Annotated in this window: 16 protein-coding genes, 1 tRNA gene and 4 pseudogenes; 11 read left to right on the forward strand and 10 right to left on the reverse strand. The window is 58.0% G+C overall.

Features of this window, described 5'->3' with window-relative positions:
- Nucleotides 1-132: 132 nt before the first annotated feature.
- The gene (locus QRN50_RS10295) at nucleotides 133-636 is read right to left on the reverse strand and encodes a cupin domain-containing protein (RefSeq protein WP_096127146.1); all 504 of its coding nucleotides are present in this window, start codon (nucleotides 634-636) and stop codon (nucleotides 133-135) included.
- Nucleotides 637-851: 215 nt separating this feature from the next.
- On the opposite strand from QRN50_RS10295, the gene QRN50_RS10300 reads away from it, so the two are divergent.
- The 7 genes and pseudogenes from QRN50_RS10300 to QRN50_RS25865 form a co-directional block, all read left to right on the forward strand.
- On the forward strand, nucleotides 852-1,109 hold the full coding sequence (locus QRN50_RS10300) for a DUF1652 domain-containing protein (RefSeq protein WP_011267297.1): 258 nt from the start codon (nucleotides 852-854) through the stop codon (nucleotides 1,107-1,109).
- A gap of 590 nt (nucleotides 1,110-1,699) precedes the next feature.
- Entirely contained in the window at nucleotides 1,700-1,858 is a 159-nt protein-coding gene (locus QRN50_RS25855; protein ID WP_225650781.1) for a LexA family protein, read from the forward strand.
- 75 nt (nucleotides 1,859-1,933) lie between these two features.
- Nucleotides 1,934-2,071: pseudogene (locus tag QRN50_RS10310) on the forward strand (Y-family DNA polymerase); the annotation flags it as partial.
- 151 nt (nucleotides 2,072-2,222) lie between these two features.
- Nucleotides 2,223-2,438 (forward strand): annotated as a pseudogene (locus QRN50_RS25715) (hypothetical protein); the annotation flags it as partial.
- A gap of 39 nt (nucleotides 2,439-2,477) precedes the next feature.
- Nucleotides 2,478-3,710 carry a M10 family metallopeptidase C-terminal domain-containing protein gene (locus QRN50_RS10315; protein WP_240875440.1) on the forward strand — a complete coding sequence of 411 codons (1,233 nt, stop codon included), beginning with the start codon at nucleotides 2,478-2,480 and terminating at the stop codon, nucleotides 3,708-3,710.
- Nucleotides 3,711-3,953: 243 nt separating this feature from the next.
- Nucleotides 3,954-4,082 (forward strand): annotated as a pseudogene (locus QRN50_RS25860) (DNA polymerase V subunit UmuC); the annotation flags it as partial.
- A 62-nt stretch (nucleotides 4,083-4,144) separates the two neighbouring features.
- A pseudogene (locus tag QRN50_RS25865) lies at nucleotides 4,145-5,058 on the forward strand (tyrosine-type recombinase/integrase); the annotation flags it as partial.
- Nucleotides 5,059-5,080: 22 nt separating this feature from the next.
- On the opposite strand, the gene xopG reads toward QRN50_RS25865, so the two are convergent.
- The 5 genes from xopG to QRN50_RS10340 form a co-directional block, all read right to left on the reverse strand.
- The gene (gene xopG, locus QRN50_RS10325) at nucleotides 5,081-5,737 is read right to left on the reverse strand and encodes a XopG/HopH/AvrPtoH family type III secretion system effector (protein WP_079998110.1); all 657 of its coding nucleotides are present in this window, start codon (nucleotides 5,735-5,737) and stop codon (nucleotides 5,081-5,083) included.
- A gap of 521 nt (nucleotides 5,738-6,258) precedes the next feature.
- A complete protein-coding gene (locus QRN50_RS10330; protein WP_129398593.1) occupies nucleotides 6,259-6,546 on the reverse strand; it encodes a recombinase family protein in 288 nt (95 codons plus the stop codon).
- A 172-nt stretch (nucleotides 6,547-6,718) separates the two neighbouring features.
- Entirely contained in the window at nucleotides 6,719-7,411 is a 693-nt protein-coding gene (locus QRN50_RS25720; RefSeq protein WP_161633377.1) for a M91 family zinc metallopeptidase, read from the reverse strand.
- 640 nt (nucleotides 7,412-8,051) lie between these two features.
- Nucleotides 8,052-8,141, reverse strand: a tRNA-Ser gene (locus QRN50_RS10335).
- A 178-nt stretch (nucleotides 8,142-8,319) separates the two neighbouring features.
- Nucleotides 8,320-9,069 (reverse strand): 3-oxoacyl-ACP reductase family protein, encoded by a 750-nt coding sequence (locus tag QRN50_RS10340; protein ID WP_003315093.1) that lies wholly within the window; start codon nucleotides 9,067-9,069, stop codon nucleotides 8,320-8,322.
- Nucleotides 9,070-9,182: 113 nt separating this feature from the next.
- On the opposite strand from QRN50_RS10340, the gene QRN50_RS10345 reads away from it, so the two are divergent.
- Nucleotides 9,183-9,749 carry a cysteine hydrolase family protein gene (locus QRN50_RS10345; protein ID WP_024641419.1) on the forward strand — a complete coding sequence of 189 codons (567 nt, stop codon included), beginning with the start codon at nucleotides 9,183-9,185 and terminating at the stop codon, nucleotides 9,747-9,749.
- Nucleotides 9,750-9,762: 13 nt separating this feature from the next.
- Here QRN50_RS10345 and QRN50_RS10350 read toward each other — a convergent pair whose 3' ends face one another.
- The 3 genes from QRN50_RS10350 to mfd all read right to left on the reverse strand — a co-directional run bounded on the left by QRN50_RS10350 (nucleotide 9,763) and on the right by mfd (nucleotide 16,571).
- Complete coding sequence (locus QRN50_RS10350) at nucleotides 9,763-12,507, reverse strand: DEAD/DEAH box helicase (protein ID WP_011267302.1); 2,745 nt, start codon at nucleotides 12,505-12,507, stop codon at nucleotides 9,763-9,765.
- Nucleotides 12,508-12,582: 75 nt separating this feature from the next.
- Nucleotides 12,583-13,107, reverse strand: coding sequence for a CsiV family protein (locus tag QRN50_RS10355; RefSeq protein WP_011267303.1), 525 nt, complete (start codon nucleotides 13,105-13,107; stop codon nucleotides 12,583-12,585).
- 11 nt (nucleotides 13,108-13,118) lie between these two features.
- Nucleotides 13,119-16,571, reverse strand: a complete 3,453-nt coding sequence (mfd, locus tag QRN50_RS10360) for a transcription-repair coupling factor (protein WP_011267304.1) — start codon at nucleotides 16,569-16,571, stop codon at nucleotides 13,119-13,121.
- Between the two features lie 190 nt (nucleotides 16,572-16,761).
- Between mfd and QRN50_RS10365 the strand changes: the two genes are divergently transcribed.
- Nucleotides 16,762-18,225 (forward strand): glyceraldehyde-3-phosphate dehydrogenase, encoded by a 1,464-nt coding sequence (locus QRN50_RS10365; protein WP_024640601.1) that lies wholly within the window; start codon nucleotides 16,762-16,764, stop codon nucleotides 18,223-18,225.
- Between the two features lie 147 nt (nucleotides 18,226-18,372).
- Nucleotides 18,373-19,635 (forward strand): MFS transporter, encoded by a 1,263-nt coding sequence (locus QRN50_RS10370; protein WP_096127145.1) that lies wholly within the window; start codon nucleotides 18,373-18,375, stop codon nucleotides 19,633-19,635.
- Between the two features lie 64 nt (nucleotides 19,636-19,699).
- On the opposite strand, the gene QRN50_RS10375 is transcribed toward QRN50_RS10370, so the two are convergent.
- A complete protein-coding gene (locus QRN50_RS10375; protein ID WP_003405709.1) occupies nucleotides 19,700-20,992 on the reverse strand; it encodes an MFS transporter in 1,293 nt (430 codons plus the stop codon).
- Between the two features lie 382 nt (nucleotides 20,993-21,374).
- On the opposite strand from QRN50_RS10375, the gene QRN50_RS10380 reads away from it, so the two are divergent.
- A complete protein-coding gene (locus tag QRN50_RS10380; RefSeq protein WP_192873900.1) occupies nucleotides 21,375-22,397 on the forward strand; it encodes an FAD:protein FMN transferase in 1,023 nt (340 codons plus the stop codon).
- The last annotated feature ends 72 nt before the right edge of the window (nucleotides 22,398-22,469 follow it).

Consider the following 22,469-nt stretch of genomic DNA (forward strand, 5'->3'; position numbering starts at 1 on the left):
CAAATCGCAGACAAAGAAAAGCCCGCGATGGGGGGTAGCGGGCTTAAGGTCTTGCTGGGAATTGAGTTAACAATAAACCCGCGAACGTGAAAAAAGCGTGAACTGCCGGATACAATTTACAAACAATTCAAATCAGGGCTCGCCGTCCCAGTAATCGAGGTTTTCCGTGGTCCGCTGGTTGGCAGTGAACACTCGGGTCCCTTGAACGGACACCATGGCCTGGTACTTGCCCGAGTCCGGGTACTCACACACTTCCGGTGTTTCCCGGGTGCTGATCGACAGGTATTTCAGCGGCGCCTGCGAGGTATTGATTATCTGGTGCGGGTGATCGGCACCCGCGGGGATAAACAAGACGTCCCCCGCCTTGATCGGCAGCATCTCACCCGCAACACGCAAACTGCCTTCGCCCTCGATGATCACGAACATCTCTTCCTGCACATGATGAAAGTGATAAGGGCAGGAGCGTTTGCCCGGCGCCACCACGTCAATCGACGCCCCCAGCTTTTGCGCTGCCGTGCCTGTGCCCAGGCGAGCTGCAGAGCTTTCATAGAGCGGTTCACGAACTTCATGTTCGAGGGGAGCTTCGTTGAAATTGCGAATCAGACGAGACGCCAGCTCACGTGCGCGTTCATTCATATCGGTCGAGGCTCGGGGAGTTCAGGAGAGGGTACTTTAGACCAGAGAGCGTGAGGTGTTGCAGGCAGTTACCTCGATCAGGCAAAAACAGCCCCAGACATTCACCACAAAAAACCGTGCGCGACGCATGCGTCCGTTGCGCGGGTCGGAAACCTATTCGCCTGAAACTCGTCTACACTTCACATCACGATTTGGCCCCCTCCAGAGGACGCACCATGTTTTCAAAACCCGATATTCAGCGAGTTCTTGAAACAGCTTTTCTGCCTTCAAAGTGCGAGTGCGTCGTAGCGCCAAATGAAACCTTCTCGGTGAAGCTTCTCCACCCCGAGTCAGGTGATATCCAGCTCTACGTAACGGGGCTGTCCCTGTCCGAGGTAGACAGTAGCCGATCCATCGCACGGCTGGTGCTCTCCCTGAGAGAACAGAGAGATTTGATGGGGCAGATGAATTTGTCCCTGAGGCGGATGGCGTAAGGACTGGGCTCGTATTTTGATTGCGGTTTTTTGATCGCATTCAGGAAGGCCTATCGTTTCCAGCAGGCTAATAGCGGGCATTCGCCTATGCAGCGTCGTACAGCCGATTTTTGAGGCGTCAGAAACCGCAAAGCCCCTGAATTTCTTTCAGAATTTAAGGGCTTTGCGTTGTATCGATATGGCGGTGAAGGAGGGGGTCTCAAGTAGTCGTCAATGGCGTGCTGGTCGAGCCGCTACCATTAAGCGAATCGTTCAGTTCCTGGGCGAAAATGTGATCACCTAGTTTGCTAAGGTCGTAAAGCTCCAGCCCTAGACACGACACAAAACTTTGTCATGGCTACATCATCACCTAAACCCAGATGTCCCATAGCACGCCGAATACCTTTCCGAACTGGACGAGATGTCTAGCAAAGCGCTCATCACGTTGAAAGCCAAGCTTCGGGGCGACTCGGCCATTAGGCTGCGTATAGATCCCAGAGACGAATGCACCATCGCTCTCAACGACGAAATGCGTTCGAATTTGCGAGTATCGAAAGGAAAGTACAAATGGCACTGCCTGTACGTAGGGCTTGCAACTGGCCACACGTTCTATGACGCCTCACGGCTCCGCAGGTGGAGGGATATTTGATGGTGACTTGATTGTCGTCGACCGCTCCTTGACTGCAGTGCATGGCAGCATTGTCATCGCCTCTGTGAATGGCGAACCGTTGTGTAAACGGTTGACCATACAAGGGCAGAGCGTCGTTTGATCTCGGAGAATCCTGGCTATGCGCCGCGCTACATTCTGGAAGGGGAGGAATTGGTAATTTTTTTGGGGGGCAAGCATGGCGTGCGTACCTTCGACCTCACCTCCTGACCAGGTCTTCGCTCTGATTGATTGCAACAGCTTTTACGCCAGTTGCGAGCGCGTATTTCGCCCTGATCTGGCAAAGGTCCCGATCGTAGTGCTGAGGAACAACAATCTGAGCGATACCGATTGTTAGGAAATCTTGAGCCACAATCACGGTCTGTATGATGCTGTAATGAGTGCGCTCATCGATGTGAGCCCTTGCATTCAGGCAGGGCCGAGCAGTCCATCCATGGGAAATTTCCGTCCTGTTCAGGCGAACTATCATGTCTACCGTCTTACAATCTGCTCTGTCATCAGAACTAGATGAACAAATTACGTTTCATAAACGGCCTTCTTTCAATACCTACACGGGTACGTCAGGCGACGACGCACTTGCCGGTACGTATTGGGACGATCACCTGCTCGGCGGCGCCGGGGATGACACCCTGGATGGACATAGTGGCAGCGACACATTGATAGGCGGCGCTGGGGTAGATACCCTCACCGGCGGAGAAACCTACGGATACGGGGTGAAATTCGTGTTCACGTCGCTTACCGATAGTTACGCCAACGCCCAAGGCTCCCACTCGGACCTGATTACCAGCTTCAGCGAATACGACGTATTGGACCTGACCACCCTGCACTTGGAGCGGATCGGTAACGGCCATAATGGCGACCTGGCCGTAAGCTATGACGCGGCCTCGGATATGACCTACCTGCGCTCGCTGGACAAAGACGCCAGCGGTAATTTCTTCGAGGTACGCCTGGCGGGCGATTATCAAGGCAAGCTAAGCACCTCCAACTTTGTACTGCGTAATGACGGCACGGCCGGCAACGACACGCTCTATAGCCTCAGCACCAAGCAATACGTGCTCAATGGCCTGGACGGCGACGATACGCTGTATGCCGGGAAAACCGGCAGTGTACTGGACGGTGGCGCCGGTGCTGATCACCTGATCGGCAATACCAACGCCGAAACCTTCCTCTATCACCAGATCAGCGACAGTTTCGTCAATGACGCCTCGGGTGTGGCCAGCGTTGACCTTATCAGCGATTTCAACCTGTTCCGTGGGGATGTATTGGACGTTTCCGCGCTAGGCTTCACTGGCCTGGGCGATGGCTATGACGGCACGCTGAATTACGCCTATGACAAGACCCTTGGGCATATCGTGGTGCAGTCTTTCGAAGCTGATGCCCAGGGCAACCGCTTCGAAGTGTATATCGACCAGTCCAACCGCCACGGTAGCATTGCTTACCAAGATGCCGATGGTTTTATCTTCGCCGGTGACAACAGCCATGACGATGCAGACCAGACCCTGACCGGGAAGCCGGGTTGGGATTCGCTGCACACGCAAGACGCGGGCGGTGTTCTGATTGGTGGCGGCGCGGGCGATGCGCTGACAGGCGGTTCAGGGGTAGATACCTTCCGCTATCTGGACAGCAGCGACAGCGTCCATGGCGCCGCCGACCTGATCAAAAACTTCGATGTAGCCCACGACAAGATTGACGTGGCCGCCCTCGGCTACACGGGCCTCGGTGACGGCACCAACGGCACCTTGAAGCTGGTCTACGACAAGGAGCTCCACCACACCTACCTCAAGGATTACGACTTGAACGCCGACGGTCAACGCTTTGAGATCGGTTTGGTCGGTACCTTCACTAAGACCTTCACAGCAGACAACCTGATCGTTGCAGGCACCGTTTCAACAGCCGAGCACGCTACCGTTGAATTGGTAGGCGTTGCGCCAGCAGATAACCATCTGGTGGGATAGTGCAATAATCCACACTGGCTGATCGTCGAGATGTTAGTGAATCGCGGCGAGCTCAGCCAGTGTCTCTTGGACAGGCACTGATACGTGGCTTCTCGGCCAATGACAAAGAGCCCGGTAGCCTTCATGGACCACCGGGCTGTCTGGATCAGACCTGCATGATCTAACCGGAATATCTATTAATGAATAATTTAACTTGAATATCAGTAGGTTGTGAGCTGCTAGCAGTTAGTATCATTCATATATAACGACGGCTGTGTGATCGCCCGCAGCTATGATGCGAAAGATCACGTCAAGATGGGCGCGCCTTATTATCAGGTCAAGGATTTGTTGAAGCGCAAGGGCATCCTGGCGTTCAGCAGTAACTATGCCCTCTAGTAAGTTAGGTGGAATGCTTCTGAGCTACCCTGATTCTGTCGACGTTCTGGGGGATCGCCATGGCCTCTACAACTGCCTCTTATGAGCACGTGCTTCACCGCTACCCAAGCGTTCAGGAATGGCTGACACTGCTCGATAACCTGGGAAGAGCGCCGGCTACTTTGGATGCGTACGGCAGGGGATTGGCGCATTTACTTGCTCCACTGCGAAGCCTCCGGTCTGGAGGCTGAATCCGTCACATTTGAGCAAGTAACGCTCTACATCCGTCGGCTACTGCCCGGGCAAGAAAACGCGGTGGCGAATTCGACCTTGCACCAGCGCCTCACCGCGATCCGCCTGTGGTACGACTACCTGGTCTTTCAGGGGCGTTGCGCACAGAATCCGGTACCTCGCGGCCAGCACGGCCGCTTGTGTCAGGTCCCTGGACATTCAGGCTTTGTGAGAGGGCTGGTATCTCGCTTGATAAAGCTGCCCGACATCCCCACGGATGAGCAGTGGCGATACTTTCTGAGTATCGCGGCCAGGTCGTCTATTCGTGATCGGCTTATGCTCTCGTTGGCGTACTGCGGTGCGCTCCGTCGTGCCGAACTGGTGGCCCTGAGAATCGAAGACCTGGATCTCGCCCATCGACTCATTTCAGTGCGCGCAGAGACGACCAAAGGCCGACGCAGCCGCGTCGTGTGCTACAGCCCGGACATTGCGCCGATGCTTGGAACGCATCTTCATGCGCTTCGTCTGGCCGGTTGGTCAAAAGGAGCCCTGTTTCGATCCGAGTCTGATCGCAATCGTGGTTTGGCACTCACGCGGTGGACGTGGAGTAAAACGGTAGAAAGATGGGCCACAGACTCAAATCTGTCCTGCCTTAGCACACACACTTTTCGTCATCTGCGACTCACCCCATTTGGCCCGTGCGGGGTGGAAACTGCATGAATTGACAGCCTATGCAGGTCACCGGGATCCGAAGACCACTTTGAATTTACTTACAGTAGGTTGTCCTATTGATGTGGCCTGTACTTCATGCGCAGAGGCAGACCGTGTTCAGCACGGATGGAGTTCTCTGACGGTTTTTTTGTAAGTGAATAGCGGTACTTGTCTAATCCAACGGCCCTAAGTTCCTCTTTGCCAGATCCCGTACGTGGATTATAGCGATCTCCGCCATCCGCTAAGGAACTCCCACTTAACACGTGTCGAGCATGAACGAGCTCATGAGCCAAGGTCGTGATTTTGTCGTCGTTATCCATTCCAAGGTGTAACGGTGAGCCATTCTGATTTAAGCGTATGCTTGCTTTGTCTGGTGACCAGCCAATAATCGCATTGCTTCCTTCACCTTTGGTAAAGGTCCCCTTTCGTGATAGCTGTGATGCAATGTGTCGATTCTCGTTAAAGTTTTCTGGTTCGTACTTTTCCAGTTGCCTCCTGCTCAGAACAGCTTCGGTATAACACTGGTTATTTATTTCAATCTCTTTTAGTGTGACTTTTCTATCTTTTTGACTGGCAAGAGTGGATATTTTTCGCAATAGCTTATCGCCAGAGGGGCCGGCGCTGATATGGTCAAGCGCTTCCTCTGCCTGTTCTTTGAATGTGTGAGCTGCTGTCGGTTCGCTACTGAGGGGGGCGATATAGATGCCTGGGTATCGAGACGGAGTGATCATGACTATCCTAAGAAGTTAATTGAGCTATATGATCGCTTGAAATTGCAACTATTGGCGCTACCCCAATTGTTGCTGACATGGTTTGGCAGGGAGTCCAATGGACCATCCAGGATTACCTGAAAATTACACTCCCGTGTGCATACATCTATGTCGTAGATATGTTGCGCTGCTTGAGTGGCCCTTGAGATGGGTTCGGTTCCATACAAAGGTAACGTAGTGTGCAATCAGTCGAAAAAGGCATCCTCTGCGTGATGCTAAGGTGGCATTGATGTTGGGGAAACGCTTTTTTCACGCCTCATCGGCCTCTAAAAACGGGTCCTATGCGACTTTACGACGTGTTTCGTTAATGTCAGGCGCACTTCCCCCCCTCAGGTCCTCAGATACTTGGGGGTGAGAGAGAAAACGGACAAAATAGGGGGGGGGGTTGCGGCTGGGAGCGAAATGACACCCTAAGCCGCTTCGCGATGCCTGCGCGCAATTTCAGTGAAGGTGCTTTTGTTGATATCAGGATCTCAGGCGATTCACCTGTAGCTGCGGCATGCTTCAATTGCGTCCATGACTTTTGGGTCAAGCTTGTCGGATTTTGGACGTACTCCCGCTTGGCTCCCTAGTTTACGTCCTCGAGCACGAGCAGCCGCGAGACCCGATTTGATTCGCTCGCAGATCAGATAACGTTCGAACTCCGCAATGCCGGAGAGAAACGTCGCCAGCATCCGACCATGCGGGGACGAGAGGTAAGAATACGGCGCAAGGGCTGATGCTGCTTGTGCTGATCCGTGGATGGTGCGCGGGCAATTGCTGCCGACCATGAAGCTGCCTGGCGACAGCCAGAACCGCCACGTAGCAAAGAGAAGAGGGGAGCGCCCACAGAATTCGGGAACATCGTGCGCTAAGCCTACGGCACCTATGCGCACGATGTTCCATGGCTCCCCATACCCATCAACGCCAGCTACAAAGCCGCCCGGTACTCCATCAGCTGGATTACATATCTGACCAGCGTCTGGCGTTGAGCGATCTGAGCCGTGCCTCCGTATATTGCGAGTTCCGTTCAGGCGGCTCACGAAGATTTGTTCCTGTATTCCCTGAGTAACTTGTGCGAGGCGCCAATCCATGCTCGCGACGTATTGCGTTTTCTGACGGATATTCGTCTTCGTACTGCCCGATGCCAACCGTTCGGAGTTCTTCCTCCGCCGCTCCGCTATCTTCGTCGACATCCGGTCGGCCTCGACTCACTCGGTATTGAGTACCTTGTAACGTTCTGGATGCATGAATAAGTTCATGACCGAGAAAGACGTAAGCAAGGCTTGGGTCAGGTTGCCCATTGACAGACTGGTCATCGAACCGTCTACCAAACCTAGAGTTATATCGTACCGCGACAGACTCGCCTCTCCCGGCTACAAAGGGTACAAAAGGGTCGCGAGTCGGCCGCGCGCAGCCAGTCCAGTGCCCTGGCATGTTGGCTTCCGAGCCCTGATCTGTCTTGGAGATGACCACCCGCTTCTCCGGATCCATTTCACAGGCGGCCTCAATATTGCGAATTACCGTCCGACCGGCGTGTCCTCTATTCAGCTCATCCAACGCAGATGTGGTCTCCTTGTAGTAGTCACTTCGATTCGGATTGCCTGTCGTTTCAATATAGATTCCAGTAAAGCTAGTCGGGTTAATGCGAGGCATGGGGGGGCTCCAGTGATCATGGATAGGTTGAGTGGCTTAACGTGGAAAATAGTTCCAGCCTCAACGGACTCGCTTCAGAGAGCTACAAGGGCTGTATGTAGGGCCAGCGCTGCACATGCTTGACTTGCGCACTTAATGGCAGCAGTCAGCGAGTCTCTGGGGCGCGGTCACAAGACGCCAAAGCATGATCCTGCTTACCAAGCTCCACTGTCTCTCCGGACCTTTGGTTGATTTTCCATTCCACATAAACGGCGACATGAGCCAAAGGGGCATGGCAATTCTGAATTGCTCGGGCAGCTCAGGCACTTCAGGAACATTGGCAAAAACGAGACGATTATTAATTGCTAGATAAAGCCGAGTTTTAACATCGCTTTTGTGGGTCGCGAGTATTTCCACGGAATCCCGCAGGCGGCATCTGAAATTCCCTAAAGCCATGGCCTGCGTTCCTCGTCAGTCGATGCGCTGCGCCGGACCAGCGCTTTTCAGGCCTCACTACAGCTGAGAGCAGCAAGACAGCGAATCTTGCTGTTCTGTCCCATATCTGTCCCATGGAGCGTCCCACGGCCATTTTTTCAGACCCCAGAAACCACAAAACCCCTGAATTCCTTTCAGAATTCAGGGGTTTTGTGTTGCATCAATATGGCGGTGAAGGAGGGATTCGAACCCTCGATACAATTTCTTGTATACACACTTTCCAGGCGTGCTCCTTAAGCCACTCGGACACCTCACCGTATCTCGACGACAACGTTGTGTCTGCCGAGGCGCGCTAATGTAGTCGAAAGCTTTTCCTAACGCAAAACTTTTTTTCAGATTTTTCATGCGCTTAAGCAAATAAACGCTGATTCGCCAGTAAAAGGCCCTGGCGGGGGATGCGGCCCTTGGGCAAAGGGCCGCTTGTGGTGGTGGCGTCAGGCGCTGAAGCCGCCGTCGATGGTCAGGCTGGCACCGGTGATGTAGCCCGCTTCAGGGCCTGCGAGGTAGGCGACGAAGCTGGCGATTTCTTCGCTGGTGCCGTAGCGGGGCAGGGCCATCAGCGCTTTCAGTGTTTCGGCGAATTCGCCCTGCGCCGGGTTCATGTCGGTGTCCACCGGGCCGGGCTGAACGTTGTTGACGGTGATGCCTTGCGGGCCGAGGTCGCGGGCCATGCCTTTGGTCAGGCCGATCAGCGCCGATTTGCTCATGGCGTACGTGGCGCCGCCCGCAAAGGGCATGCGGTCAGCGTTGGTGCTGCCGATGTTGATGATGCGGCCGCCTTCTTCCATATGCCGGGCGGCTTCCTGGCTGGCGATGAATACGCTGCGCACGTTGATGGCCAGGGTCTTGTCGAAGTCCTGCATGCTGAATTCATTGAGCGGCGCGATGGCCAGAATGCCGGCGTTGTTGACCAGGATATCCAGCCTGCCAAGGGTCTCGGCAGTGGTCTGCACGGCCTGGCGGATGGCTTTTTCGTCGGCGCTGTCTGCGCGAATGGCCAATGCGCGGCCGCCATTGGCGACGATGCTGTCCTGAATCTCCAGAGCGCTGACCTCGGAGCTGACGTAGGTAAACGCCACGGCAGCGCCCTCTTTGGCCAGGCGCTGGACGATGGCTGCGCCGATGCCACGTGAGCCGCCCTGCACGAGCGCTACTTTGCCGGCGAGTTTAAGGTGTTCGATCATGATGTTCTCCTTGGGGGCAGGTCTCGGACAAGCCTGAGCCTGTCGACGATTGCGACCAGAATAGACCTTGATTGCGATAGTCTTGCTGAACCAAAAGTTCGGACTGATTCATCATGGATATTCAAGGCAACAGCGCGCTGATCCTGATCGACCTGCAGCAGGGCATCCATCATCCCAGGCTCGGACGGCGCAATAACCCGCTGGCGGAGAGCCATGTCAGCGCTCTGCTCGATGCCTGGCGGCAATCCGGGCGGCCGGTGATTCACGTCCGGCATTTTTCGACATCACCCGAATCAGTGTTCTGGCCGCAACAGTCAGGGGTCGAGTACCAGCCAGCGTTCGTGCCGCAAGCCGATGAGCGTGAGCTGAGCAAGCAGGTCCCCGATGCGTTTTGCGGGTCCTTTCTGGAAATGTGGTTACGCTCCGACGGGATCAGGCAGCTGGTGATCGCCGGTGTGGTCACCAACAACTCTGTCGAGTCGACCGCGCGCAGTGGCGGTAATCTGGGGTTTGACGTGCTGGTTGCGCACGATGCCTGCTTTACCTTTGATCAAAAGGACTTCTTCGGCACGCCGCGCAGTGCCGAAGAGGTGCACGCAATGTCGCTGGCCAATCTGCATGGCGAGTACGCTACGGTCCTGTCGACGGCGCAGATTCTCCAGCAGGTGGCGGTCGAATAAGCGCCTGACACGCCTACTTGCGGGTTTTCTTCGGTGCGGCGGGCAATGGCGCGAACAGCGCCTGCAAATCTTCGTCGCGCAGCTTCCAGTCGCCGGTTGTGCGTCCGTCGAGCACACCTGAGGCCAGCGCTGATTTTTCCCGCTGCAGGCGCTGGATTTTCTCTTCCACGGTGCCACGCGCAATCATCTTGTAAACGAACACCGGCTTGTCCTGGCCGATACGGTACGCACGGTCGGTCGCCTGATTTTCCGCTGCCGGGTTCCACCACGGATCGTAGTGGATCACGGTATCGGCGGCGGTGAGGTTGAGGCCGGTGCCGCCGGCTTTCAGGCTGATCAGGAAGATCGGCAGCTTGCCGCTCTGGAAGTCATGAATCGGCGTGCGGCGATCGCGGGTCGAGCCGGTCAGCAGGGCGTAGGCGATACCGCGTTGCTTGAGCTCTTCCTCGATCAGGCTGAGCATCGAAGTGAACTGCGAGAACAACAGAATCTTGCGACCTTCGGCCAGCAGTTCTTCGAACATCTCCATCAGGCTGTTGAGCTTGCCCGAGGTGCCCTGTTTGCTGTTGACCGGCATGTCCTGATTGACCAGGCGCAGGTCACAGCAGACCTGACGCAGCTTGAGCAGCGCTTCGAGAATGATGATCTGGCTGCGTGCCACGCCTTTGCGGGTGATTTCGTCCCTGACCTTCTTGTCCATCGCCAGGCGCACGGTTTCGTACACATCGCGCTGCGCGTCGTTGAGGTCGACCCAGTGGATGATCTCGGTCTTGGGTGGCAGTTCGGTCGCCACCTGTTCCTTGGTACGACGCAGCAGGAATGGCTTGATACGCGCATTGAGGTGATGCAGGCGGTCCTGGTTGCCATGCTTTTCGATGGCGGTGCGGTAGTTGCTGTTGAATTCCTTGCTGTTGCCCAGCCAGCCGGGCATCAGGAAGTGAAACAGCGACCACAGCTCGCCCAGGTGGTTTTCCAGCGGCGTACCGCTCAGGCACAGGCGCTGGCGGGCGTTGAGGTTGCGTGCGGCCTGGGCGGCCTTGCTGTTGGGGTTCTTGATGTACTGCGCTTCATCGAGAATCAGCACGTGGAAGGGCTGCTTTTCGAGCAACTCCAGGTCCCGGGGTAGCAGCGCGTAGGTGGTCAGAATCAGGTCGTAATCCTGAAGATTGCCGGCATCCTGATGGCGGTTGGCACCGTACAGGGCCAGCACTTTGAGGTCCGGGGTGAAGTGCTCGGACTCGTCCAGCCAGTTGGGGATCAGGCTGGTCGGCATGACCGCCAGTGCCGGGCGATCGAGGCGTCCGGCCTGTTTTTCCATCAGCAGGTGGGCCAGGGTCTGCAGGGTCTTGCCCAAGCCCATGTCGTCGGCCAGCACGCCGCCGACTTCCAGCTCGCGCAGCGATTGCATCCAGCTCAGGCCTTCCAGCTGATACGGGCGCAGCGTAGCGTTCAGCCCGTCGGGCAGGCTGACCGGCGCGTCCTTGATGTTGATCAGGCGTTCGGCAAAGTGACGCAGGCGGTCGCCGCCCTGCCAGGTCAGCGGCAGGTCTTCGAGCTGGGTAAGGCGTGCCGCATCGGCTTTGCTCATGCGCAGCGCGTTGTTGCCCTCCTGACGCCAGTAGAAGTCCCCCAGCGTCGCCAGTACCGGCTTGAGCCGGCCGTAGGGCAGGGCGATCTGTACCGGGCTGCCGCCGCTTTGCGTGAAGTGATTGAGCTGCACCAGCAGTTGTTCTTCGTCCCCGCGCTTGGCCACGGCTGATGGGCTCATCAGTTCGGGATGGCTGCGGATCAGGTTGATCAGGATCGGCAGCAGGCTCAGGCGCTCGCCGTTGACGATGATGCCCAGCTCCAGGTCGAACCAGTCGCGTTCGTTCTCTTCATCGATGACCGCGTACCAGTCTTCCACCGGCGTGACGTCGAAGCCGAACTCTTCCTGAATGTCGATTTCCCAGCCTTGCTCGCGCAGCCGCGGCAGGTCATCGAGGACAAAATGCAGCCAGGCCTTGTCGTTGGGCAGTTCGTACATGTCGCCGGCGCTGTCGGGCAGTGCCTTGCTTTGCCGGGTGGCAACCTTGAAACCCAGATCGGCCAGTTCCTGACGCAACTGCCGCTCCCGTTCGCCCTGACGACGGATGCGCAGGGTTTCAGTATCGGTGTGTTCGATGATGTCGCTTTTCTGGTTCACCAGATCGCTGCCCAGCGAACTGACCAGAATGCTGACGTTGGTGGTGCCGACCGCGTAATGCTTGCCGTAGGCAAAGGCCAGCGCGGCACGGTGCTGAATGTGCCGCTGCATGCGCCCGTTGCGTGGCTCGTAGGCACTGAACTCGATGCTGGCCAGAATCAGCCTGGGCCGTGGCTGCAGGTCATCGATCAGGCGCTCCGGCAACCTGGGCTTTTGTTCGACAGGCTTTTCCATCTCTTGCTGGTGCGAGGCCAGCGCGGCCTGCAGCAGCGGACGGTTGTGCGGGTCCTGCAGAAACAGCAGAGCGGCCACGCAGTGTTTGCAGTCGTTGCGAACCGGGCAGGTGCATTTGCAGGTCAGGTAATTTTTGTAGCGATCGGGGTCCTTGAACAGCAGCGTCTGGGTGTAGATTTCCAGGCCCGAGCCCCGACAGGCGGTGCGGATGATCTGCGGGCTGGAGTCTTCCAGCACGATGCGTTTTTGCCGGGCGTAGTCGCGCCCTCGCTCAAGCGTTCGCTCGTGGAATAGGTCTGTCCAGGCCGCAGCCAGGACTTTTTCGAGAATGGACGACAAGTTTTAAAAAGCCCTACGCCGCAGCGATGCTCAAAAAGAAAGGGGACGCTTGGGCGTCCCTTGCGTACGTAAAGATCAAAGAGGAGAAACCTTGATCAGCAACGCGAGGTTGCCATTGTCCAGATAGGTCAGCTCACCGTTCTTTACCCTGGCAGTCTGCTTCAATCGTTCACTGCTGATGACCACGCCATGCGGGTCCAGCTGGTTGACCCAGAATTGTGCACCAATATCGGTGAAGCGTGCCATCGCCAGACTCACGGTACCCTCGATCGGGAAATGCCCAAGCCGCTCTTCACCACTGGTGATGGCGACTTTTCCCGGTTCGGTGCCGATGCTCTGCTGCCAGGCGCGCTGCATCAGTACTTCATAGTGGCCGCTGCCTTGCAGTTTGCTCGCCAGATCATTGAGCGCGGGGCTTCGTTCATCGTTCGCGTCGATCTTCTGTGCGCCTTTGTCCCAGTTTTCCGGTACAAGCTGGCGGGTCGAGGCCGGCTCGCCGCTCTGGCGAAACAGCAGAATCTCGACCTGATACAGGCCATCGGCGAACGCGGCCGGCGCGATCAGCGTCAGCAGCAGGATCAATGAACGAAACAGAAGCATGCGTGAATCCTTCAAGCAGTTTTCGGGGTCAGGCGCTCAAGCAGCGCTTCGATCGTGTTGAAGCGCTCTTCCGGGCGCTCCATGGGAACCATGAATTTGAACAGCGTGGCGCCTTCGAACTTGTAGCGGTTGGGCTGGCTCTGGATCAGCTTGATCAGGGTCAAAGGATCAACCGGCGTCTCGGCCGCGAACTCGATACGGCCACCTTGCGGGCCACCGTCGATTTTCCGGATGCCCAGCTGTTCGGCGTGCAGTTTGAGCAGCGTGATACGCACCAGATTCTTGGTCGGCTCCGGAAGCAGGCCGAAGCGGTCGATCATTTCGACCTGCAGGTCCTTGAGGGCCTCTTCGTCAGCGGCGTTGGCAATGCGCTTGTAGAGAATCAGGCGCGTGTGCACATCCGGCAGATAGGCTTCGGGGATCAAGGCCGGCACGCGCAGGTTGATTTCCGGTCCGCCGCCCAGCGGCTGATCGAGATTGGGCTGTTCGCCCTTGCGAATCGACTTCACCGCGCGCTCGAGCATTTCCATGTACAGGGTGAAGCCCACCGCCTGGATCTGGCCGCTCTGGCCGTCCCCGAGCAGTTCGCCTGCGCCACGGATCTCCAGGTCATTGGTGGCGAGCACGAAGCCCGCGCCCAGGTCCTGAGTATTGGCAATCGCTTCCAGACGCTTTTCGGCGTCGTGGGTAATCTGTTTGCGTGGCGGGGTCAGCAGGTAGGCGTAAGCCTGGTGGTGACTGCGCCCGACACGACCGCGCAACTGGTGCAGCTGGGCCAGACCGAACTTGTCGGCGCGCTCGATGATGATGGTGTTGGCGCTCGGCACGTCGATGCCGGTCTCGATGATGGTCGAGGCGATCAGCACATTGAAGCGCTTGTGGTAGAAGTCGCTCATCACCTGTTCGAGTTCGCGCTCGCGCATCTGCCCGTGGCCGATGCCGATACGCGCTTCCGGCACCAGCTCGGCCAGATCGGCGGCGCATTTCTCGATGGTCTTGACGTCGTTGTGCAGGTAATAGACCTGGCCGCCGCGCAACAGCTCACGCAGCAGGGCTTCCTTGATGGTCGGCTTGTTCTGCTCCATCACGAAAGTGCGCACCGACAGCCTGCGCGCCGGTGGCGTAGCGATGATCGACAGGTCGCGCATGCCCGACACGGCCATGTTCAGGGTGCGCGGGATCGGCGTTGCGGTCAGGGTCAGAATATCGACCTCGCTGCGCAGCGCCTTGAGCTGTTCTTTCTGGCGCACGCCAAACCGGTGTTCTTCGTCGATGATCACCAAGCCGAGGTTCTTGATCTTGACGTCATCCTGCAACAGCTTGTGCGTGCCGATGACGATGTCGATCTTGCCCTCGGCCAGATCGGCAACTGCGGCGCTGACTTCCTTGGCCGACTTGAAGCGGCTCATCACCTCGACGGTCACCGGCCAGTCGGCGAAACGGTCGCGGAAACTGTTGTAGTGCTGCTGCGCGAGCAGGGTGGTCGGCACCAGAATGGCCACCTGACGCCCGCCATGCACGGCGATGAAGGCGGCACGCATGGCCACTTCGGTCTTGCCGAAACCCACGTCGCCACAGACCAGACGATCCATCGGCTTGGGCGCCAGCATGTCGGCGCGCACGGCGTCGATGGTGGTCTGCTGATCCGGTGTCTCTTCGAACGGGAAGCCTGCGCTGAAGGTCGCGTAATCGGCTTTCGGGTCGGCAAACGCATAGCCTTCGCGGGCCGCGCGACGCGCGTAGATATCCAGCAGTTCGGCGGCCACGTCACGGACCTGCTCGGCAGCCTTGCGTTTGGCTTTCTGCCAGGTTTCCGAACCCAGGCGGTGCAGCGGCGCGGTTTCGTCGTCGCTGCCGGTGTAACGCGCAATCAGGTGCAGGTTGGCGACCGGGACGTACAGCTTGGCGTCTTCGGCGTAGGCCAGCATCAGGAATTCGGCGACCTGGTTTTCGACTTCCAGCGTCGCAAGCCCGAGATAACGACCCACGCCATGATCGATGTGCACCACCGGCGCGCCTTCGCGCAGCTCGGTGAGGTTCTTGATGACCGCATCGTTGTTGCCGCCGTCGGTGCGCTTTTCGCGGCGACGGCGCTGCATGACGCGCTGGCCGAACAGCGGGCTTTCTGCGATCAGCGCCAGGGCTGGTTGTTCCAGCAGCAGGCCTTCGTCAAGCGGTGCGATGGTGATTGCCAGTCGGTCCTTGCCGTCGACGAAATCCAGCCAGCTGTCGACGGTTTTGGGGCGCAGCTTGAGGCGTTCGAGCAGTTCCAGCAGTACTTCCCGGCGTCCGGCGGACTCGGCGGTGAACAGCACGCGACCGGGGAAGTCATCCAGAAACGTCGACAGGGCCGCCAGTGGTTGAGTGGCCTTGGCTTCGATGGACAGGTCCGGCAGGGACTGCGCCGGGAAGCGCTCGCGTCCGGCACCGGCGTCGACATCCTGCTGGCTGGCAACCACGCGCGGCCAGTTTTTCAGGCGCGCGAAACAGTCTTCTACCGGTAGAAACAATTCTGCGGGCGGCAGCAGCGGCCGCGCAGGGTCGACGCGGCGTTCTTCATAGCGATTGCGCACATCGTTCCAGAAGTTCTCGGCAGCCTGTTCGATGCCCGGCAGGGAAAACACCTGGGTGTCCTGCGGCAGGTAATCGAACAGCGTCGAGGTTTCCTCGAAGAACAACGGAATGTAGTACTCGATGCCGGCAGGCGTGATGCCGCTGCTCAAGTCCTGGAAAATCGGGCTGCGTCGGAAGTCCACATCGAAGCGCTCGCGAAAGCGCGCCTTGAAGCGTGTGACTTCTTCTTTCTGTAACGGGAATTCACGGGCAGGCAACAGGCGCACCGACTCGACCTTGTCGATGGAGCGCTGGGTGTCCGGATCGAAGGTGCGCAGCGTTTCGATTTCATCGTCGAACAGGTCGATCCGAAACGGCAGCTTGCTGCCCATCGGGAACAGATCGATCAGCGCCCCGCGCACGGTGAACTCGCCATGTTCGTAGACCGTATCCACATACCGGTAGCCGCTGGCTTCCAGGCGCGTACGCATGGCTTCCACATCGAGCTTCTGGCCGACATCCAGCACCAGGCTGCTGCCGAGCAGAAATTTGGTCGGCGCCAGTCTATGTAGGGCGGTGGTGATGGGAACTACCAAAACGCCATGCTCCAGTTCCGGCAGGCGATAGAGGCTGGCAATACGCTGGGAAATGATGTCCTGGTGCGGCGAAAACAGGTCGTAGGGCAGAGTTTCCCAGTCCGGGAAGTGCAGAACCGGCAGCGTAGGTGCAAAAAACTTCAGCTCTTGCTCGAGCCGCTCGGCGCTTTGGCTGTCGGCGGTCAGCAGCAGGGTGAAGCGCTTGGCCGCGCTGGCGGCTTCGGCAATGGCCAGGCTCAGTGTGGCACCGGGAAGATTGCCCCAGTGTTGTTTGCCTGCAGCGGCAGAAAGATGCGGTAGACGCAGAACTGGCACGGGAAGGTCGGGCTCCAGGCGTTGCAACAGGGGCGGCGATTGTAACGGGGGAAGGTGGTGGCTGTCAGTTTTCCGGAGTATTACCGAGTATTTACGGGCGAAAATTATGTAGTGCGCGTCGATATGACAGCCGTGCATTGCTCATAAACAAAGGCGCAGTCATAATGTAGCCCCTTTTTTCAGCCCCTACATGTGGAAGGTTCCCGTGACTCAGAAGCCCGACCAGTGTCTTGGTGAATGGATTGATCGTGAAGCTCTCGCCGAAGCGATGATCCCGCTCATCGGTCAGCTCTACCGCAATAATAATGTGGTGAGCTCGATCTATGGCCGTAGCCTGATCAACCGTTCAGTCATCGCGATTCTCAAAGCTCACCGCTTTGCGCGTCATCGTCAGTCCGATGCGGTTGAGTTGTCCGTACACGAGACGTTCCCGCTGATCAAGGCGATGAGCGAGCTCAAGCTGGGTGCCGCTTCGGTGGACCTGGGCAAGCTGGCGGTGAAGTTCAAGACCGAAGGCAATGGCCGCACGCCAGAGCAGTTCGTCCGTGAAGAACTGGCCAGTGTAGTGGGTCAGCAAGGCGCCAGCCCACGCAAGGGCACCGACGTCGTGCTGTACGGTTTCGGTCGTATCGGTCGCCTGCTGGCGCGGATCCTGATCGAGAAGACCGGTGGTGGCGACGGCCTGCGTCTGCGCGCCATCGTGGTCCGCAAGGGCGCGGAAAACGATCTGGTCAAGCGCGCCAGCCTGCTGCGCCGTGACTCGGTTCACGGTCCGTTCGATGGCACCATCACCATCGACGAAGCCAACAGCACGCTCACCGCCAACGGCAACCTGATTCAGGTGATCTACGCCAAGAACCCGTCCGAGGTGGATTACACCCAGTACGGTATCAAGGACGCTCTACTGGTGGACAACACCGGTGTATGGCGCGATGCCGAAGGTCTGGGTCAGCATCTGGCCTGCCCGGGCATCGACCGCGTGGTCCTGACCGCGCCGGGCAAAGGCAAGCTGAAGAACATCGTGCACGGTATCAACCACGGTGAAATCACTGCGGACGACAAGATCGTCTCGGCGGCATCCTGCACCACCAACGCCATCGTGCCGGTGCTCAAGGCGGTCAACGACAAGTTCGGCATCACCAACGGTCACGTCGAAACGGTTCACTCGTACACCAACGACCAGAACCTGATCGACAACTTCCACAAGGGCGATCGTCGCGGCCGTAGCGCCGCGTTGAACATGGTCATCACCGAAACCGGTGCGGCCACCGCTGCTGCCAAGGCATTGCCCGAGCTGGCCGGCAAGCTGACCGGCAACGCGATCCGCGTTCCGACGCCGAACGTGTCCATGGCCATTCTCAACCTCAACCTCGAGAAGCAGACCACTCGCGAAGAAATGAACGAGTACCTGCGCTACATGGCGCTGCACTCGGACCTGCACAAGCAGATCGACTTCGTGAACTCGCAGGAAGTGGTCTCCACTGACTTCGTCGGCTCGCGTCACGCCGGTGTGGTGGACGCCGAAGCCACCATCGTCAACGACAACCGCGTTGTGCTGTATGTCTGGTACGACAACGAGTTCGGTTACAGCCATCAGGTGGTTCGCGTGATGGAAGACATGGCAGACGTCAATCCGCCAGCTTTTCCGCAGTAAACGTTGAACGCTTGAGCTGCCCGGTCTGACCGGGACAGCAGATAAACGGGCCGAACCCTGCGCAAGCAGGCTTCGGCCCGTTTTGTTTTGTGGCTGACCATGAGAATCTGTCACGCGCAGATTTTCTGGACGATGGAGTCAGCAAGGATGAGCAGTTCGGCCCTGGACGGTTCGCAACACCCCCTCAAAAGCAGCTTCTTCCTGCTGTTTCTGACGATCTTCATCCCCTTTGGGCTGGGGCATTTTGTTTCCTACCTGTTTCGCACCGTCAACGCAGTGATTTACGTCGACCTGCAGACCGACCTGAGCTTGCCCGCCAGCAGTCTGGGCTTGCTGACTGGTGTGTATTTTCTGACCTTCGCAGCCGCGCAGATTCCGCTCGGCGTCCTGCTGGACCGCTATGGGCCACGCAGCGTTCAGGCGCCGATGCTGCTGTTCGCGGTCGCCGGTTCGGTCATCTTCAGTATTTCCAGCACCGAGACAGGGTTGTTGATCGGGCGAGGGCTGATTGGCCTGGGGGTAGCGGGCTCGCTGATGAGTGCGATCAAGGCGTGCGCCATCTGGTTGCCGGTCGAGCGTTTGCCACTGAGTACTGCCTGCCTGCTGTCGATCGGCGGGCTGGGTGCGATGGCGTCGACCACGCCTTTGCATGCGCTGCTGAGCTGGTTGACCTGGCGAGAGGCGTTTCTGGTTCTGGCGCTGCTGACCTTTTGTGTGGCGGTGGTCATACACCTCAGCGTTCCCAAAGCCTACGAGAGCAAAAACACTCGCTACAGCGATATGTTTGCTGCGGTCGGCAAACTGTACTCGTCGTGGACGTTCTGGCGTCTGGCGCTGTACTCGGTGTTCGCGCACGCCATCTACATGTCGGTACTGTCTCTTTGGATGGGGCCGTGGCTACGCGATATGGCCGGCCTGAGTGATTCCGCTATGGCCAATGTGCTGTTGTTCGGGGCCATCGCGATGGTGGCAGGGTCTCTGACGTTCGGCGCGATCACCGATTATCTGCGCAGGTTCGGCGTACAGCCGATCATGATCTGTGGCACCGGTATGCTGATCTTCATCGGCTTTCAGGTGCTGATGGCCAGCGGCTTGCCGGTATCGCCTTACCTGATTGCCATGGGCTTCAGCTTCTTTGGCATCTCGACGACCATGAACTACGCCATTGTGGCGCAATCGGTGTCGCCGGAGCTGGCGGGCAGGGTCAGTTCCTCGTTCAATCTGGTGGTGTTCGTGCTGGCGTTTTTCCTGCAGTGGCTGATGGGAGCAGTACTTAATCTGTGGCCAGCGCCCCAGGGTGCCGGTCACCCGCTTGAGGCTTATCAGTGGTCGTTGGGCCTCATGATTACGCTGCAATTGCCTGGCGTGCTGCTCTGGCTCAGCTTTCGGCCCTGGAAACGCAAGGTCTGAAAACGCAAAACCCCGGCCGAGAGACTCTCGAGCCGGGGTTTTCTTGTTGCAATGCCGCGATCGATCAGCTGGCGGAAGCCGCGACAGGCGCTTCAAGCTTTTGCCCACCCTTGCGGAACAGTATCAGCGTCGCAACCAGACCCAGCACCGCTGCGCCGGTCAGCCAGATACCTGGCGCTGCCTTGTTGTCCAGTACGTGAATCAGGTAAGTACAGGCCGCCGGGGTAAAACCACCGAAGGTTGCAGTCGCCAGGCTGTAGGCCAGCGAGAAGCCGGTGGTGCGGACGTCGACCGGCATGATCTCGGTCAGCGCCACAACCATTGCCCCGTTGTAGGAGCCATACAGGAACGACAGCCACAACTCGACCATCAGCAGGTTGCCGAAGCTTGGGTGTGCGACTAGCCACGACAGGGCAGGGTAAGCGGTGGCGATAGCCAGTACGGTCGCCGCAATCAGCAGCGGCTTGCGGCCGATGCGGTCCGAGAACGAGCCCATGATCGGCAGCCAGATGAAGTTGGACACACCAACGCAGACCGTCACCAGCAGGCTTTCAAGGTCGGTCAGGTTCAACTCGTTCTTGCCGAAGGTCGGGGTGTAAGCGGTGATCAGGTAGAACGTCACGGTGGTCATGACCACCAGCGCCATGCCGCCCAGCACCAGACCGAAGTTCTGGCCGATAGAGCGCACCACTTCACTCAGCGTCGGGCGATGCGTGCGGGCTTCGAACTCCGGCGACTCTTCCAGCGAGCGACGGATGATGAAGATGGCCGGTACGATCAGGCAGCCGATCAGGAACGGTACGCGCCAGCCCCATTCACCCATCTGCTCTGGGCTCAGCCAGTGGTTGAGACCCACGCCCAGCAAGCCGGCGAAGACCACGGCGGCCTGTTGGCTGGCGGACTGCCAGCTGACGAAGAAGCCTTTGCGACCCGGCGTCGAGATTTCAGCCAGGTACACCGAAACACCACCCAGTTCCACACCTGCCGAGAAACCTTGCAGCAAACGACCGAGCAGCACCAGCAAGGGGGCGATGACGCCCAATGTCGAGTAGCCCGGCACGCAGGCAATCAACAGAGTGCCCATTGCCATCATCGCGAGGGTGATAATCAGCCCTTTGCGACGCCCGTGACGGTCGATGTAGGCACCGAGAAAGATTGCGCCCAGCGGACGCATCAGGAAGCCTGCGCCGAAGGTCGCCAGCGACAGCATCAACGAAGCGAAAGCGCTGTCGGAAGGGAAGAAGGTTTTTGCGATGGCCGTGGCATAGAAGCCATAGACCATGAAATCGAACATCTCGAGGAAGTTACCGCTGACAACGCGAAAGATCGCTTTGCCCTTACTTGTTGTGGAGGCCATTTAGTTACTCGCTCAGGCTCGTCGGCTTGGAGTCCGTTGTCGTTTTTATCCCGTTCGCATCGCCATTTCGTGTGTGCAACTGGCGATGCACACTTGTAACAGTATGTGTAACAGGGCTCAAAGACAACCGTTTCGGCGATTTGCTATCAGTTAACTGACGCTTGACAGGTCAAGACAATTGAGAACGTGCGGCGTGTCGTTTTGATGAAACTTGATGAACAGACCGGGCGCGCAGGGAGCATTAATGGCCCTCGACCACTCAATATGAGGGTCGGCCTTGTATCGGGACGGTTCACTGGGTGTCAGAGCAGGTTATGGACGCTTTTCTGGCTTGTTCGCCAATGGCAGCAAGTCACTCTGAAGGTTTTTTATAGTGCGGGGCATGGGTTTGCGTAGGTTTGGCAAGGTTGCAGGGTGCCTCGTGTTGCTGGTGTGCAGTGGTTGTGGTCAGGAACGCAAGCTGGAAAGCTTTGGCGGGCCGACTATGGGCAGTCATTATTCCGTGGTGTATGCGCGCGCTTCCGGGCAGCCGGAGCCTGCGGCTGTGCGTCCCGAGGTCGAAGCGATTCTGGACGAGGTCGATCAGCAGATGTCGCTCTGGCGCGCGGATTCGGATATCGAGCGCTTCAATGCATTACCTGCCAATAGCTGCCAGGCGATGCCGGAACCGGTCTTGAAACTGATCGGCGTGGGCGAACAGTTGGCGCAGGAGAGCGACGGAGCCTTCGATCTGACGGTCAAGCCGTTGATGGACCTGTGGGGGTTGGGGCCTCATACGCTGTTCGAGCAGATGCCGCTGGTGCGGCAACTGGCCCGGACTCAGGCGCTGGTCGGTTATCGCAACCTGCGCATCGTCGGCGACCGGTTGTGCAAGAGTGCCGCCGTGCAAGTGGACCTCAACAGCATCGCCGCCGGCTATGCGGTCGATCGGATCAGCGAACGGATGGACGCGCTCGGCTTGCACGATTATCTGGTGCAGGCCACGGGTGAACTGAAAGTCAGCGGGCTCAAGCCCGACGGCTCGCCCTGGCGGGTGACCCTGGACGCGCCGCTCGATAATGGCACTGTCACGCAAAAAGTTTTTCCGCTGAAAGGTTACGCCGTGTCTACGTCGGGCGACTATCGTCGCTACGTCGACCATGCCGGGTGGCGCATTTCCGATACGCTCGATGCCTTGAGCGGTAAGCCGATCAGCCACAGTCTGGCGTCGGTGACGGTCATTCATCCCTCGGCGCTGATGGCTGACGGTCTGTCTTCCCTGCTGTTGATTCTCGGCCCGCAGCGCGGTTGGGATTATGCGCAAGAACATAAAATCCCTGCTTTTTTTGTGATTCGTGCCGATAAGCGCTTTATCATCCGCAGCAACGCGTCGTTTGATCATCTGGTTGTGCAGCAGCCGCGCTAAGTCAGCGGGCCGGATCATCCGGTCAGTTGCGCCATGTGCAGACAAAAATTGGCCTTCGACGCGACCAAGGGT

Origin of the sequence: Pseudomonas sp. MEJ108, from assembly GCF_030208985.1 — a bacterium.
GTDB classification, from domain to species: Bacteria; Pseudomonadota; Gammaproteobacteria; order Pseudomonadales; family Pseudomonadaceae; genus Aquipseudomonas; species Aquipseudomonas fragariae.